We start from the raw sequence: 15429 nt of genomic DNA on the forward strand, positions 1-15429 counted from the left end.
CCGCGGGATTCGCCGATTAGACTGAGGGGGCAAACCCTCCGGCCTCTTCCCGGCCCAGTCCGTTCCTGCTGTTCGCCATGCCCCGCTGCCCCGCTTGCCACAAGGAGTACGAAGCCGCTTCGGCCGCGGGTAAACGCTGTCCGCATTGCCAGGCAAAGCTCGACGGCAATGCCACGGTCGATGACCTGAAAGGCTCGACGCAAGAATTCGAACCGGTCGGCGCGGATCCCATCGCCGACGCAAGCGATACGGCTGACTTCGAAGCACCGCTAACGGAATCCGACACGGTCGATCTCGACCTGTCAGACTCGGGAACGATCGAGCTCTCTTCGGAACCCGGCCAGGATGCGTCGGATTCGACCGACACGGTCGATCTCGACCCCCAGGCGACGATCGAGCTGCGCGATGTGCACGTCGATGCCACGCAGCGCGACGACCAGACGATCGAGCTCCAGCCGGGCAAGGGAACCGTCCCGATCGACAGCGACATGACGATCGATTTGTCTGCCTTGCCACCCAGTGCGGGTGCCGACAACCTCGCTGCTACCTGGGCTGGTGCCGCCCAGACCGCTCGCGACATGGGCCAGACGATCCAGCTGGGCAGCCAATCGATGATCGGGCGCACGGTTAGCGGCTTCCGCTCGACCCTTCCGATCAAGTCGCGCTCGCTGATGGAGATCAAACGCCCGACAGGGGTCTCGCTCTCGAACGTTGATGACATCAATGCGCCCGACTACGAGCTGATCGATCTGCTCGGTCAGGGGGGCATGGGAGTTGTCTATGCGGCCAAACAGTCTTCGATCGCGCGTACCGTTGCGGTCAAGATGCTCAAGCCTGGCAGCAAGGGCTCGGGCTCCGGATCGCAGGGCGACCTCGATCAGCGTGACAAATTTATCTCGGAAGCTGTCATCACCGGCGAGCTCGAGCACCCGAACATCGTGCCGATCTATGATCTGGGCGCGAATGCCGAGGGGGCGCTCTTTTACTCCATGAAGCGCGTCAAGGGCACGCCCTGGGACGAGGTCATCCAAGAGCGATCGCTGATCGAGAATCTGAGCATCTTGATGCGGGTGGCTGATGCGGTGGCCTTTGCCCACGCGAGCGGCGTTGTGCATCGCGACCTGAAGCCCGAGAACGTCATGCTGGGCGATTATGGCGAGGTGCTCGTCATGGACTGGGGCTTGGCACGGGTGACCGAACGCTTTCCGAGCGCTGACAAGGTCTATCAATCCGACGGATTGGGAGGCACGCCGGCCTATATGGCACCGGAGATGGCCAAGGGGCCGGTCAACACGATCGACGCCCGCAGCGATATCTATCTGCTCGGTGCAATCCTCTTCGAGGCGATCACCGGCAAACCCCCGCACACCGGCAAGGACGTGATGGCCTGCCTCATGGCGGCCGCCACGAACGAGATTCGCCCGGTCGATAGCGCTACGGCGGCCAAGCACGCCGATCTGCTGACGATCGCGCGCACCGCAATGGCCACGCGACAAGAAGATCGCTACGAGTCGGTGAAAGCCATGCAGATGGCTCTGCAAGAGCACATGGCGCACGCCGAGAGCGTCTCGCTTGCGGCCAGTGCCGAGGCCGCGCTCGCCGAAGCCCGTCGGACCGGTCAATACGAGCAATACTCAAGGGCCTTGTACGGATTTGAAGAGGCGCTCGCTCTGTGGGAGGGAAACCAACGGGCCGCTGAGACACTCGTTACCGCTCGGCTCGACTACGCTCGGCAAGCCCGAGACAACGGCGATTATGATCTCGCAGCGTCGCTGATTGAGTCGCACACCGACGACGAAACGGCGCGCACGCTACTTGCCGAGATCGCCACAGCCCGCGCCGAGCGCGACGCCCGCCAACAGCGGCTGCGGAACCTGAAACGGTTGGCCCTAGCGCTGCTACTGACCGTCGCGGGCGTGGTGAGTGTTGCCTACTTCGAGATCCGTCGGCAACGCAACGCCGCCGTCGAACAGCGCGGCATCGCCGAGCAGCAACGATCGATCGCCGAGGAGCAACGAGGCATCGCCGACGAGCGCACCGCTGAAGCGATCACGCAGCGTGCCGCGGCGGTTGAGCAACGTGAGATCGCTGAAAAGCAACGTGAGATCGCCCAAGCACAAGAGCGCATCGCGATCGAACAGCGAGAGGCAGCCATCGCCGCACGCGAAGCAGAAGCGGTCCAGCGACGAACCGCGGAAGAAGCCAAACGCCGTGAGGCGTACGAGGCGTACCTTGCCCGCATCGGCTTGGCCGCCGCCAAGATCGACGAAAATGCGTTCGACGAAGCCCGCTCGTTGCTATCCGCGTGCCCTGCCGAACTGAGGCACTGGGAGTGGGGGCGCCTTGTTTACCTGTGCGGCCTCGCCGCTCAAACTTTCGAGCAGTCGGCCCCCGTCGAAGCGGTGGCATACGCCCCCGATGGCCTGACCGTCGCCACCGGCAACCAAGCGGGTGTTGTCACACTGCGTGCCACGACGCACAGCGTGGGCCCCGCTCCCCCCGCCCCCCGAACGATTCGGCTGGGCACGACCCTCCACGCCCTGGCTTACGCGCCACGCGGCGATCGGCTCGCCGCGGCGTGCGACGACGGGGTGGTACGGATTATCGATCCGAATCAAGCAAAGATGCTCACCGAACTTAGCGGGCATGAGGGGGGCGTTCTCGCGGTCGCCTACGCACCGGATGGTCAAACAATCGCCACGGCCGGCTTCGACCAGACGGTGCGACTCTGGAACGCACTCGATGGCGCGGCTTTGCAGACGCTGCAACGCCACACTTGGTGGGTGTGGGCCGTGCGTTTCTCGCCCGACGGCTCGCGTCTGGTCAGCGCCGGACACGACGGACGCGCAATCGTCTGGGGAAAATCGGCCGCGGGCTTTAGCATGCTCAGCGAGTTTGCGGAGCACGAGGGACCGGTCTACGACGTCGACATCGATCGCAACGGCCTGGTCGCCACCGCGGGCTTTGACCGCACGATCCGTATCTGGGACCCGTCAGATGTTCGTCCGATCGATATCGAGCGGCGTCTAGCCTCGCTTCCTGACCAGCCCTCGCCGCACTTGGTGTTGCGCGGGCACCTGGGACCCGTACGAGCAGTCCGCTTCAGCACCGATGGCAAGACCTTGCTGTCAGGGTCCTACGACAACACCCTGCGACTCTGGAGCCAGGAGGCACCTGGCGTTTGGACTAGCCAACGCACACTGCGCGGACACGGCGGCCGGATCTATGGCGTTGCCATGTCTCCCGCCGGCGATGTCGCGACATCGGTCGGCGACGACAACCGCGAGTGTCGCTGGGAGTTCGGCTCGCCCGGTGAAACGCGGGTTCTTAAGGCTATCGCCTTACGCGGTCATGCCGATGCGCTGTTGTCGGCTCGCTACACCCCCAACGGAGCAGGAATCGTCACCGCCAGCCGCGACCAGACGGCGCGGCTGTGGGACGCCGCCACCGGCCAGCCGGTTGTAACTCTCGACGAAGGGCACGCCTTTCTGGCGAGCAATGCCACGCTGTTCGATAACGGTCGCGGTCTGGCCAGTGCCGCCGGAGATGATACGGTCCGCGTGTGGGATGTGGTTGCCGGTGCCCAGCGTTATGCCATTCCCTGCACCGGACGTGAAGCGGCGCTCGCGATCTCCGACCGGGCCGGATGGCTCGCAACGGGTAGCGATGACAACGCGGTCCGCGTTTGGTCGCTCGCCGACGGAGCCCCACTCGGCACGTTAACGGGTCATGAAGCCCCCGTGACCGCCTTGGCAGCAGACCCTGCGGGCAAGCGCATTGCGTCGGGTGATCAGCGCGGCAGCTTGCAGGTTTGGCACCTGAAGAACGACGAGTGGAAAATCGAACACACGCTTCTCGGTCACAGCGCCGGGATCACCGGCTTGGCGTTTACCCCCGACGGGACGCGACTCGTCTCCGCCAGTGGCGACCACACCTGCGGTCAGTGGGATCTGAACCGTGGCGAAGAGATCAAGTCGCTCGTGCTAAAGCACCCCGACTGGGTCTCCTCGCTCAGCATTTCACGCGACGGCGAACAAGCCCTCACGGCATGCGCCGACGGCGTGGTGAGGTTGTGGCGACTTGCCGAGGCAACAACCGTCGCAACGGTTCGTCCTGAAGCCGACGTGAACGCGGTCGATCTTGCCCCGTCTGGCGAAGCCTGGCTAACGGCCGCCACCGCGGGGCGCTTGTACCGCTGGACTCCGCAGTCAGCTGACTCAGAGCTACAAGAGGTTCTAGCTGATCGCGTCGCGCCCGGATCGGTATGGATCGCGAAAGCGGGTCCGACCCCCGGGACCCTCATCGGGGTCGGCGGCAACGATATCCAACTCTGGCAGGTTGATCCCGCCGAAAGGCTGATGCGTTTCAGTCCCCACGGAGCCGTCGCGGACGCCGCGGTCTCGGCTGAGGGAACGACCCTTGCCACCGCAAGCTGGGACGGCTCGATCAAGCTCTGGGACGCCGCAACAGGCCAGTCACGGCACCGCATCGAGCGAGCCGGCGCGGGATACCTGAACCGCGTCTTGTTCATCAACAGCCAAGAGTTCATGAACGAGCCCGAGGCTTTGCTGACCGCGGGAGATGATGGGGTGGCTCGGATCTTGTCACTAAAAGACCGCTCCGCCGAGACGATCGAGCTGCGCGGCCACACCGGCCCGATCTACGACGCTACCGCCGACGCGACAGGACAACACGTCGCGACCGCTTCGGCCGATGGCACGGTGCGACTCTGGAGTACGGCTCGGCGAGCGGTTGAGCAAACCCTTCGCGGAGACGCGCCGATGCTTGCGGTGGCCTTCTCGCCAGCGGGGGACCTCGTGGTTTCCGGCAGCGAAGACAGCACCGCCACCATCTGGAATGCGTCGACCGGCGCGGCGCTGCACGTGCTGGGTGCCCACACCGCCGGAGTGACCTCAGTGGCTTTCAGCCCCGACGGCGCTCGCATCCTCACCGCCAGCCGAGACGGCTCGGCCAAGGTCTGGGACGCCCGCTCCGGAGCCGAGGTGCTCACTCTCAGCGGGCATCAAGACGAGCTGACACGCGTGTCGTTTAGCCCGGACGGTTCCGCGGCGCTCACCTCGGGGCGCGACGGGGCGGCGATCATCTGGCCGGCCGCCGCCTGGGACGCTAGCGGCTCTCAACGCTAGCACGCACGGCCGCGATAATCCTCAAGATCGCACCAATCGGTACCGATCATGACCGACAAGGCGCGTCACGTTCGGCGTGTCATCGGCTCGCGTAGTGTGCAGGGAAGCCCATGGACGAGGCATACGCCGTCTTCGACACGCTCTCGCTCGACGCCGACATCCGGCTTCCCGAGCCCGCTGCGACGCCTTCGACGGCGGCTCGTAAGCCTGTCGTGAACGAGATCGCACCCGTGCTGGCACGAGTGCCGATGGTTGAGGATCAGCCGCGTTGGGACGACATCCCGGCGGCAAAGCCGACGATTAAACCCGCGCGCATCGACCTACCCGGCGACAACGCCGCCCCGCATGCGACACCCAACCTGGGTGCCGCAACCGGCTTTGCCGAGGGGAACGTCGTTTCACCGACAACCACCCCCGCGACAACCACCGTTCACTTTGGCGATGAGCTGCATTCGCTGCGCTTCGACACGGTCGCCGCGCGTCCCGTGCAAGAAGTCGCCGATCCCGTGCAAGAGACGCACGAAGCATCGCCGCACACGGCGTCCGAATCGTTTGCGGATGTCCTGCTACGGCTTGAATCGATCATCGCGCCGTACTCGCGCTGGATTGCGTTGGCGGCGGTTATCGCGGCGATCGGTCTTACGCTCGTTCTCCTGAACGGGGCAGCCCCACCCGCGATCCTCGGCGACACGCCGAGCACCACAAGCGACCAAGCTCAGGGGCCAAGCGAGGCCAGCATCTTCGCCGACATGAAGCCCCTGGCACCGCTCAAGCCGTCCATCTTCGCTGCCAATCCAACCGGGACGACCGCCACCGGGCCGCAATCGATACCGCGCGTCGCCAAGAGCGAACCGACCCCTCGTCAGCCGACCGGGGTGATGCTCACGGGCGAAGTCTTCCCGAAACTAAACCTCGGTCCGCTCAGCCCCAACGCGTTGCCTCAAGAAGGCTTCCCGCGCACCGCGGCTGCTACAGCGTACCCCACTACCGACACGAGTACTCGCCGATGAGCCTCACCGATCGCGCGTTCATCGCCGCTTACCAGCAGCCCGCAGCCCGCAGCGGTTCGCGGGTCCTGCCGGAAACGAGCACAACATCGGTCAAGGTGCACACGGTGTCGCCCCATGCAGAAGTGCAACGTATGCCGGCCCCCCATTTCAAGCCCGCCGCGGCCGCGGTGAAGCGACCGCTCTCGGCTTTGATCGGCGAACGTTCGTCTCTGGTCCGCGAGACAAACAGGGACGACGCGCCCGCCGCGATGAGGACCGAGCCCTCGACGGCTCCAAAAAGGTTTGAGATCGCTACGTTCACCTGGCCCGCTATCGTGCACAAGATCGTCGCACAGGCCGGCGACCAGCTGCTCGAGGCGGTTGAACAACTGTTGGCCTCCGAAGAGCCGTGTCCGCTCGCACTGGTCGGTGATCGTAGCGGTGTGGGCCTCACCACAACCACACTCGCGATCGCGCTGGCCGCCGCCAAGTCGGGACGTTCAGTAATCGTGATCGACGCCAACCGAAACACTCAGCTTGCTAAGCGGCTTGGCGTTTCTGCGCTGCCGGCCCTATCCGCGTGTGGTGAATCGGGAGACCCGTTTGCCGGACGTTCGGTGCATAGCCTGCAAGATGGCGTCACGCTGGCCGTCACCGATGAAGGGCTCAGCATCGACGCCGCCTCAGTGATCGGCGCTGCGGCCGCCGACCGGCTGGTACTGATCGACGCAGGCCCTGCACGGCCGGATCGTTCCTCGGGGGCTTCACCGGTGCGTTGGTCGGCGTGGTCGATGACCGCCCGCTTCGTGCTGGTCAGCTCCGCACAAACGAACAAAGACCGTCGACTCGCAATCGATGCTCTCTGCTCGGCCGGAGTGGCCCCGCGGGGTGTGATTGAAACACCAGCGTCGCATGGCCGCTTCCCTGTCGCTTGAGGCCCGCTCGACGTGCCGCTCCACTGCAACGCCCCTGGCGAGCCACCCGATGTATCTCGACTACTGGCAACTATCGCGTAAACCGTTCGAAACGCCCTCGGCGGCGTCCGGGCGGTTCTTTGCCTGCGAATCCCAAGACGGTGCCCTGCTCAAGCTGCGCTACGCGGTCGAGAATGGGCGCGCTCTGGCAGCCCTCGCCGGCCCCAGTGGCGTGGGCAAGACCCTGCTTGTTCGCCGTCTCGCTGAGACGACACGACCCGCCAAGCTCGTGCATCTGGTGTTTCCGCAGATGTCAGGACGCGACCTGCTCGCCTACTTGGCCGAGAGACTCGGAGCTCCCACGGCAAGCAATGCAACCGGCTCGGTGGAAGAATCGGTCCGCCGTATCGAAGGCCTTGTGAACGGCACGGATACGGGGCGGGCGCTGGTGGTCATCGATGAGGCGCACCTGCTGGAAGACACCGGAGCGCTCGAAACCCTGCGGCTCTTGACCAATTTCAACGACGACGGGGCCACCGCTTTCACCCTCGTACTGGTTGGTCAGATGCGGTTGCTCTCCTGCGTGGCGAGGCACGCGGCGCTCGACGAACGCCTCGCGGTGAAGACGCTCGTCAGGGGGTTCACCGCTGCCGAGACAGCACAGTACGTCCGTTGGCGGCTCACCGAGGCCGGTGCCGAAAGAGAGCTGTTCGACAAGGGCGCGCTGCAAAGACTGTTCACGCACACGGGTGGCGTCGCCCGCCAGATCGATCGACTCTGCGATCTCGCTCTGGTGGTCGGCATGTCGGACCAAACCCCGACGCTCGGGTCCGGTCAGATCGATGCGGTACAGCGAGAGCTGGTTACGGTGGGTGCCGATTGAGCGACCCCCATGGGGGCCAGCTGCGTCGTTGGCAGAACCCCGGCTGCTTGGCGGGCTCTCAGGTCCGCTGAGGGGCAGCGCGACCGGCAAGTGCGCACGCTGCCAACGCTAAGAGCAGCCCCGTCGCGGGCTCGGGGATGCTGGTCGCGGTGCCGAAGCCCCAATTCAACAACAGGCGGTTTAGCTCGTCGTTGTCGATCTCGCTGCCGAGGGGCTGATCTCCCGTCCAGCCGGCGGGCACCGGGGGAACCGGTCCGCCCCAGTTGACCAGCAAGAGGTTCAGGTCCTCGTTGTCGACGCGGCCGTCGCCACTGAAATCGCCCGCTACCACCGGTACGCCGATAACTTCATACGCCAACGGGATGACGGTGAGTGCGTTCTCGGCACCTTGGCTGGTGCTGGAGACCACAACGCTGCCGGTCTTCGCACCGGGCGATGAGGTGTCGAGCGAGATCGAGTAGGTAGACCCCGGTGAGAGCGCGAGCTCGAAGCCAGCCCCCCCCCCCGACGCGGCACCCGTGCCCGCCAAGGCGTAATCGAGTTCATCGGCCCCTAAGACCGCCACGACATCCGCGGCATTGCGGACAGTTAGATCAAAGGAGAACGATTCTCCTAGTTGGAGAGTGGCGGGAATCGTGTCGTGGAGCACTTCCATAACGGCGGGCAACTGGTAGTCCGCGACAACCGGAAGGTGATCGCTGAAGTTGAACAACGCGTTCAACACGCTCGCGGGCTGCGAACGGCCCACAAACGTGTTGTTGATCGATTGGTTGTAGGAGACCCCGTCGTTGCCGAAAGCCTTCATCGAGTGCTCAAGCCCCGAGAGGCCGATCGACGTGGGACCGAGATAGCTAAGCCCCTCGCCGTCGAGCAAATCATCGGTCGTCAATTGCAGGTCGAAGCGGTCGTCCATTCCGCCACCGGCACCGCCATCACCGATCGACCCGCTGCGTGTCGATTGGGTCAGATGGCTCGCGACGGTCACGTTGGGCCATGAAGAGAGTCCTAGCGGATCAAACGCCTGGCCATTTCCTGCGGCACGCAGCGTCGTGTACGCCGCCTCGAAACTGCTCCCGATGTTCATATCGCCCATATAGAGCGCGTTGACCTGGGAACCCAAGCTGTTGGAGTTGTTACGGATGGCGGTTGCTTCGGCGTTTCGATCACTTTGATCCGAGCCGGTGCTGCCCGCTTTGAAGTGGCTGTTGTAGGTGTACAGCGTTGCGTCCGGCGACGTGTAGCCAACCGGCTGAAACTGTCCGCGGAGCGTTGCGCGCGGAGCGGTCGAGAAGACCTGCTGAGTTGCTACAAGCGAGACGGTTGAGGTGTCGTAAACGTACATCAGCAGGTCGGCCCCCGTACCTACCCGCCGGACCTGGTAGGTAGAAACGCCAAACAGATCGTTGAGCTCGTCGGCAATTCTCCGTCCGGTCGAATCGAAATCGCCGCCGACAAACGTGAAGGTCCGCTGCTCTTGTAAGCCGATGATGTCAGGCCGCTTCGCGATGCCATTGACCGGCGTGGTGGCGATCGCTCCGAAGATGGTCCGCAGTTCCGTTTCGTCGGTCGCATCAAACGGTTTGTCGAGTGTGTTGTAAGTAACCACCCGCAGCTGAGCGAACGCGCTTGACGTGAAAGCAAGTGCTGCAACCAAAAAGAAGGCGTATCGACCGATCATCGGGGGTATACCTTGAGGTAGCTTTAACTCTGAAAGTGTCAGAGAAAATGTCAAACAAGCAAGAAAGGCGGGGCGGCCAAACGGCCACCCCGCCTCGTTAGGTTAATCCATCCGCGTGACTAAAGCCCGCAAAAAGCTGGGCTCAGAGCACCGAACGGCTTAGCGACGGTTGCGCGTGGCGACACCGGCCAGGGCGATCAGGCCCAACAGCGCGGCGGTGGGCTCGGGGACGGCAACGCCGACACCAAAGCCCCAGTTGCCAAGCAGGTTGTTCAATTCGCCGTTATCAACGGGCGAGCTAAAGCCATTGATCCACGATCCGGGAACCGTCGGCGAACCCCAGTTGCCAAGCAGTAGGTTCAGGTCGCCGTTGTCAACCTTGCCGTCGCCGTTGAAGTCGCCCGGGTTGAGCGCGACCACGTCTCCCTCGCTGAGGACCAGATTGTCGAACAAGATGTACTCAAGCGAGCCATCGGCAACCGCGTTCAGAGTGATCGTAAGCGTCGTTCCGGTCCCATTGATCGGGGCGGTAATCGTCTGAAACTCGTTCGTGATCTGCGTGCCCGAGTCGAAGTTGTTGCCCGTGGCGTCCGGAGCGGTTGTCGGGTTGACGTACAACGGATCCTTGTAGGCTTCGAGTTCCGTATTGGTAAACGAGCCATTCGTGTAGCCACGAACTTCTTGTGTGCCACCGAAGAACGTGAGGGGCACCTGACCGTCCATCGCGACGCTGTCACCGTTCGTACCGGTATCACGCGGGTGAAAGGTCAGGCTGCTTCCGCCCGAGCCGGTAATCGCCGACAACCACTGGCTTTCGTTAAAGAACGGCGAGAAGTAAGCGTCGTACTGCGCCCCCGACTCCATCGTTACCAAGTAGAGCTGGCCCGAGTCGGTCAAACCGAAGGTCGGGTCAACGTTCTGATCGACCCCGATGTCAAAGGCGGTTGAAGACGAACCGCCGTCGATCGAGTAGGAGAAACGCAGGAAGTCACTGGCGTCGAAATCGCCAATCGCAGCGATGTCGAGGCTCAGCTCGATGTTGCTGCGACCGCTGATGTCGAACGTCCAAACGGCCGAGACGGATCCGCCCGGATTGTCGCCGTTGACGGTGTCGGCGAGGCCAACCACGGCGTCGTTCTTCGTCGAACGCAGAATACCGATCTGGTCACCCGGGAAGGAACCCGCCGAGTCATCGGAGACGTCAAACGGAACAAAGCTGCCAAGATTGCGACCATAGCGGCCGAAGATGTCGAAACCGCTGCCAGGGAAGTTGCCCGGCTGGAGGTTTCCTTGGAACATCGACATCGAGTTGTCGGGCGTAAACACGGCGGGCACGGTCGGCCCGGGGAGGCCGCCGTTGGTGGTGCCACCATCCAGGTCATCGCCGGCAAAGGGGGTCGCGGCAAATACCGAAGTGGCGAGCATCGTCGCCGCGGCAAAAGCCATCACGCTTGTGATCTTCATGACAGGGGTTCCTTGGTGTGATTCGAGACGGGGGACGGGTTGGATGATCGGCCCCGGGGGACAGCGCATCCGGTGTGGGGAGTGGGGAGGCAGTTCGACTCACCGGGGCGAGTCGGGGCAGGTGCTGATAGAAGAGCCGCGCGGCTGTGGCAGAAGAATAATTGACAAGGGTAGGGACCCCTTCCGTGGGTGACGCCTTCTGTCAAATACTCACGGCCGACAAATTTGCCGGCTCGGCCATCAGCTTTTCCGTGGGACAGGAAACTCGCGACTAAAAATTTCAGCTCAGCAGGTAGGATATTCGAGAGCCCGCTATCAGCCGTTAATGGCCCAGGTGGAGCTGGCCAAAGCACAGAAGATTGCCGGGGATCTCTAGGTGGGAGTCAGGTCTCGCGACGAATGACGAACAGGGAATTGATACAAACCCGCTCGGCACATCCACATCGCGATCATCTATCCAGCTTGATAGTCAGTCTCTCAGGGGTGTATTTGCCGTACAGACGATACGGGCCGCCTCAAACAAACCCCTAGACGCATTAACGCCTTCATGTCCAGATTCTAAACGCTCAGCGAGCCTTTCGCGACAGACTAGGTCCGATTTTCACGCATTCTTGATACTCTTGTAGCGCCACTCCGCAGCCAACTCGTATGCCCCCACCCCCCTCTAAAGGACGCCAACCGACCGTTTCGGTCGCGGACCAGACGGTCAGCCTTGATGTTGACCGGGCGGCCCGCTGCGGTTTTCCGGAGGTGGTCTACGGTGAAGGTAAGCCGGCCCCGATGATTGTCGAGATCATCGAGGCTCAGCAGGCGCGGGGCGACGCCTCACTGGTCACCCGTCTCGACCCCGCTGTCGCCCCGATCCTGCTCAACCGCTTTCCCTCGGCGGTCCACAATCCGGTTGGCCGTACGTTCCGACTGGCGGGGGCCGGCGATACCCCCTCCTGCGAGGGGTTTATCGCGGTCATTACCGCCGGATCGACCGACCTTCCCGTCGCCGAAGAGGCCTGCGAGACGCTGGCGTGGATGGGGGTCAGGACGGTGAGGATTAACGATGTGGGGGTCGCCGGACCGCACCGCCTGCCCGAACGACGCGACGAATTCCGTCATGCTACCGCCCTTGTCGTTGTGGCGGGCATGGAGGGTGCGTTGCCAAGTGTCGTGGGCGGCTACGTTGGTTGCCCCGTCATCGCGGTCCCCACCAGTGTCGGGTACGGAGCCAACCTGGGCGGCATCGCCGCTTTGCTCTCGATGCTCAACAGCTGCGCTTCCAATGTCGCGGTGGTGAATATCGATGCGGGCTTCAAAGCGGGCTACATGGCCGGGCTGATCGCCACGCGTGTCTCGGCTCCTCATCCTTCTGCCCCTTCAGGGCCGGCGTGATCGACGTTACCGACACCGAGCTGCCACTTCTGCCCGCACGTGATCCCTTCGGTCACAAGGGCGACTATGGCCGGGGTCTGGTTGTCGGTGGATCGCTGGGCATGGCCGGCGCACCGGCGCTCAGCGCGATGGCGTGTCTGGCCTCGGGGGCTGGGCTCGTGGCGGTCGCCACACCGCGTTGCGTGCTCTCGACCGTCGCGGGCTATTGCCCCGCCTACACGACCCACCCATTAGCTGATGACGGCGAACAACTGGTCGCTGAAGCTCGCACAGCCCTCGACCAATTGCTCAGCGAGGCCGACGCAGCGGCGATGGGGCCGGGCATCGGACGCGGCGACGCCATCAATGATCTCCTCGAGAGGGCTTGGACAGAGTCGCTGCCCGCGGTAATCGATGCCGACGGACTCAATGCGCTCGCTGCTCGAAGAAGTTTTCTAGGCACGCCGGGAGGGCCGCGAGTTTTAACGCCGCACGCCAAAGAATTCGCCCGCCTGCGGGGCCAACCGCTGGATAACCCTAATCACGACGCACAGCGCCTCGAAGCGGCCGCGGAACTCGCCCGCTCGTTGGGAGGACCCGAAACCGTTGTCCTGCTCAAAGGTGCCCGCACCGTGGTGACCAACGGCCACCGCTACGCGGTTAATAGCACCGGTAACCCCGGCATGGCGACCGGCGGTGTGGGCGATGTGCTCACTGGCGTGATCCTCGCGCTGCTGTGCCAGGGAATGGCCGCCTTTGACGCCGCCCGGCTCGCGGCGCATGTCCACGGGTTGGCGGGGGACCTTGCAGCAGCGAAGCTAGGGCAGCTCAGCGTTACCGCACCGGCGCTCATTGAGGCGTTGCCTGCCGCCTGGCGTACGGTCAGCAGCTAGTTTATTGCTTCGCTCTCGGCCCCCTCGGCTTTAAGACTTCCTTATCGTGCTGATCGTCCGACAGATTGATGACCTTCCCGCAGAGCTGCGCGGCGGGGCGGTGACGATCGGCAACTTTGACGGCGTCCACCGGGGTCACGCGCGTCTGGTTGAGAGACTGCGGATGCGTGCCCAGGATGTTGGCGGTCCCGCGATTGTCTTCACGTTCGATCCCCACCCCGTCCGGCTGCTGCGGCCGGAACAATGTCCGCCGCCCCTTACCTGGACCGAGCGCAAGGCCGAATTGCTGGCCCGGTTGGGGGTCGATGGCGTGGTGGCGTATCCCACCAGCCGCGCGCTCTTGGGCCTTTCGGCGCGTCAGTTCTTTGACCAAATCGTGGTTGAGAAACTGGCCGCGAAGGCGATGGTCGAGGGACCCAACTTTTATTTCGGCCGAAGCCGCGAAGGCAATGTCTCCCTGCTGGGCGAGTTCACCGCAGCCGCCGGCATGACGCTGGATGTGGTCGCTTCGGCCGAAGAGCAGGGCCAGATGATCTCCAGCAGCCGCATCCGCAACCTGATCGGTGACCAGGGCGATGTGGCCGCTGCCGGTGCGATGCTGACCGCCCCCTACCGCTTGCGTGGCATCGTGACGCATGGTGCCGGTCGCGGCGCAACGATCGGCTTCCCCACCGCCAACCTGGAAGGGATCGACACGCTGCTCCCAGCTCACGGCGTCTACGCGGGAGTCGGGTGGCGAGGCGATAAGTCTTGGCCGGCAGCGATCAATATCGGCCCCAACCCAACCTTCGGCGAGTCCACTGCCAAGCTCGAAGCCCACCTCATCGGCTGCAACGAATCGCTGTACGGTCAGCCGATGGAGCTTGACTTCCTCGACCGACTGCGCGACGTTCGCCGCTTTGACACGACGGTCGAACTGACGGACCAGGTCTCACAAGACATCGCGTCTGCACAGCGGATCGCCGCTCAACTCGCACCCCCCCCCCCTTTTCGAGAAGGCCGATGACGATCGACTGGAAGCCTCTGCAGCAGATCGTCGCCCAGCACGATTCGTTCATCCTCACCAGCCATACGCGTGCCGATTGTGACGCGATCGGCAGCGAGCTGGGGCTGCTGCTGGCGCTCGAAGTGCTCGGCAAGAAGGGACGCATTGTCAACGCCGACGCCCCGCCCGAGCACATCCGTTTCTTGGATCCCGAGGGCCGGATCGAGGTGCTCGGCGAAGGGGTTACCGCCGCAGACTGCCACGCCGCCGACGTGCATCTCATCGCCGACACCAGCGCCTGGGGCCAACTGGGCGACATGGCCGCTGTGCTCCGCGAAAGCCCGGCACGCCGCGTGGTGATCGATCACCACGTCAGCGGCGATGATCTGGGGGCCCTCCTCCTCAAAGACACTCACGCCGAAGCAACCGGTCGGCTGGTGTTGCAGGCCTGCGACGCCCTTGGTGTTGAGGTTACCCCCGCGATCGCCACGCCGCTGTTCGCCGCGATCGCCACCGATACGGGCTGGTTCCGCTTCCCCTCGGTTAGCTCGGCCACCTACACGGCGATCGCTCGCCTAGTGGACGCGGGAGCGAAACCCTCAGCAATCTTCTCGTCGCTCTACGACCAAAACACCGCCCAGCGCGTCCGGCTGGGTGGCAGGATTATGAACAGCTTGCGGCTTGATCTCGCGGGACGCTTGGCGATCGGCGTCGCGACTCTGAAAGACTTCGCCGAGACCGGTGCCGTGCTGTCCGACACCGAAGATGTGGTGAACCGATTGCTGAGTGTCGAAGGCGTTGAGGCAGCGATCCTTATCGCGGCGATGGATGAAGAAAAAACCAAGGTCAGCCTTCGCAGCCGCACCGAGGTCGATGTGCGGCTTGTTGCGGAGCGGTTCGGCGGGGGCGGCCACACCAAGGCAGCCGGTGTCCGTTTTGCTGGAACGGTCGAAGCAGCCGAGGCCGCCATTGTCGCGGTGCTAGCAGAGCAGCTGTCGGCAAAGACCGCGTAACCGCTAAAGCTTGCCCGGCTGATGCGACGATGGAAGATTGTGGACGGTTCCAAGCGACGCAAGTTTCTGCGCCGCGCGGTGCCCTGCCCCGATCCCTGACT

At 63.9% G+C, this 15429-nt stretch carries 10 protein-coding genes; 8 read left to right on the forward strand and 2 right to left on the reverse strand.

All coding sequences use genetic code 11. From position 1 onward, the window contains the following. The first annotated feature begins 77 nt into the window (after positions 1–77). The 4 genes from Pla111_RS11285 to Pla111_RS11300 all read left to right on the forward strand — a co-directional run bounded on the left by Pla111_RS11285 (position 78) and on the right by Pla111_RS11300 (position 7933). Complete coding sequence (locus Pla111_RS11285) at positions 78–5147, forward strand: protein kinase domain-containing protein (protein ID WP_146574409.1); 5070 nt, start codon at positions 78–80, stop codon at positions 5145–5147. A 110-nt stretch (positions 5148–5257) separates the two neighbouring features. Beyond that, complete coding sequence (locus tag Pla111_RS11290) at positions 5258–6157, forward strand: hypothetical protein (protein ID WP_146574410.1); 900 nt, start codon at positions 5258–5260, stop codon at positions 6155–6157. Next, entirely contained in the window at positions 6154–7071 is a 918-nt protein-coding gene (locus tag Pla111_RS11295; protein ID WP_146574411.1) for a hypothetical protein, read from the forward strand. The genes Pla111_RS11290 and Pla111_RS11295 overlap by 4 nt, the downstream gene beginning before the upstream one ends. Then, positions 7049–7933, forward strand: coding sequence for an ExeA family protein (locus tag Pla111_RS11300; RefSeq protein ID WP_146574412.1), 885 nt, complete (start codon positions 7049–7051; stop codon positions 7931–7933). Before Pla111_RS11295 ends, Pla111_RS11300 begins: the two co-directional genes overlap by 23 nt. A 58-nt stretch (positions 7934–7991) precedes the next feature. On the opposite strand, the gene Pla111_RS11305 is transcribed toward Pla111_RS11300, so the two are convergent. Further along, complete coding sequence (locus tag Pla111_RS11305) at positions 7992–9611, reverse strand: hypothetical protein (RefSeq protein WP_146574413.1); 1620 nt, start codon at positions 9609–9611, stop codon at positions 7992–7994. A 159-nt stretch (positions 9612–9770) separates the two neighbouring features. Beyond that, positions 9771–11075, reverse strand: a complete 1305-nt coding sequence (locus tag Pla111_RS11310) for a hypothetical protein (RefSeq protein ID WP_146574414.1) — start codon at positions 11073–11075, stop codon at positions 9771–9773. Between the two features lie 648 nt (positions 11076–11723). On the opposite strand from Pla111_RS11310, the gene larB reads away from it, so the two are divergent. The 4 genes from larB to Pla111_RS11330 are packed head-to-tail and all read left to right on the forward strand — an operon-like array spanning position 11724 to position 15328. Then, a complete protein-coding gene (gene larB, locus Pla111_RS11315) occupies positions 11724–12458 on the forward strand; it encodes a nickel pincer cofactor biosynthesis protein LarB (RefSeq protein ID WP_146574415.1) in 735 nt (244 codons plus the stop codon). After that, entirely contained in the window at positions 12455–13330 is an 876-nt protein-coding gene (locus tag Pla111_RS11320) for an NAD(P)H-hydrate dehydratase (protein WP_197524969.1), read from the forward strand. Before larB ends, Pla111_RS11320 begins: the two co-directional genes overlap by 4 nt. Before the next feature lie 46 nt (positions 13331–13376). Continuing rightward, positions 13377–14336, forward strand: coding sequence for a bifunctional riboflavin kinase/FAD synthetase (locus Pla111_RS11325; protein ID WP_146574417.1), 960 nt, complete (start codon positions 13377–13379; stop codon positions 14334–14336). After that, positions 14333–15328 carry a DHH family phosphoesterase gene (locus Pla111_RS11330; RefSeq protein WP_146574419.1) on the forward strand — a complete coding sequence of 332 codons (996 nt, stop codon included), beginning with the start codon at positions 14333–14335 and terminating at the stop codon, positions 15326–15328. The genes Pla111_RS11325 and Pla111_RS11330 overlap by 4 nt, the downstream gene beginning before the upstream one ends. Positions 15329–15429 lie beyond the last annotated feature (101 nt).

This window comes from Botrimarina hoheduenensis, assembly GCF_007859815.1.
GTDB lineage: Bacteria > Planctomycetota > Planctomycetia > Pirellulales > Lacipirellulaceae > Botrimarina > Botrimarina hoheduenensis.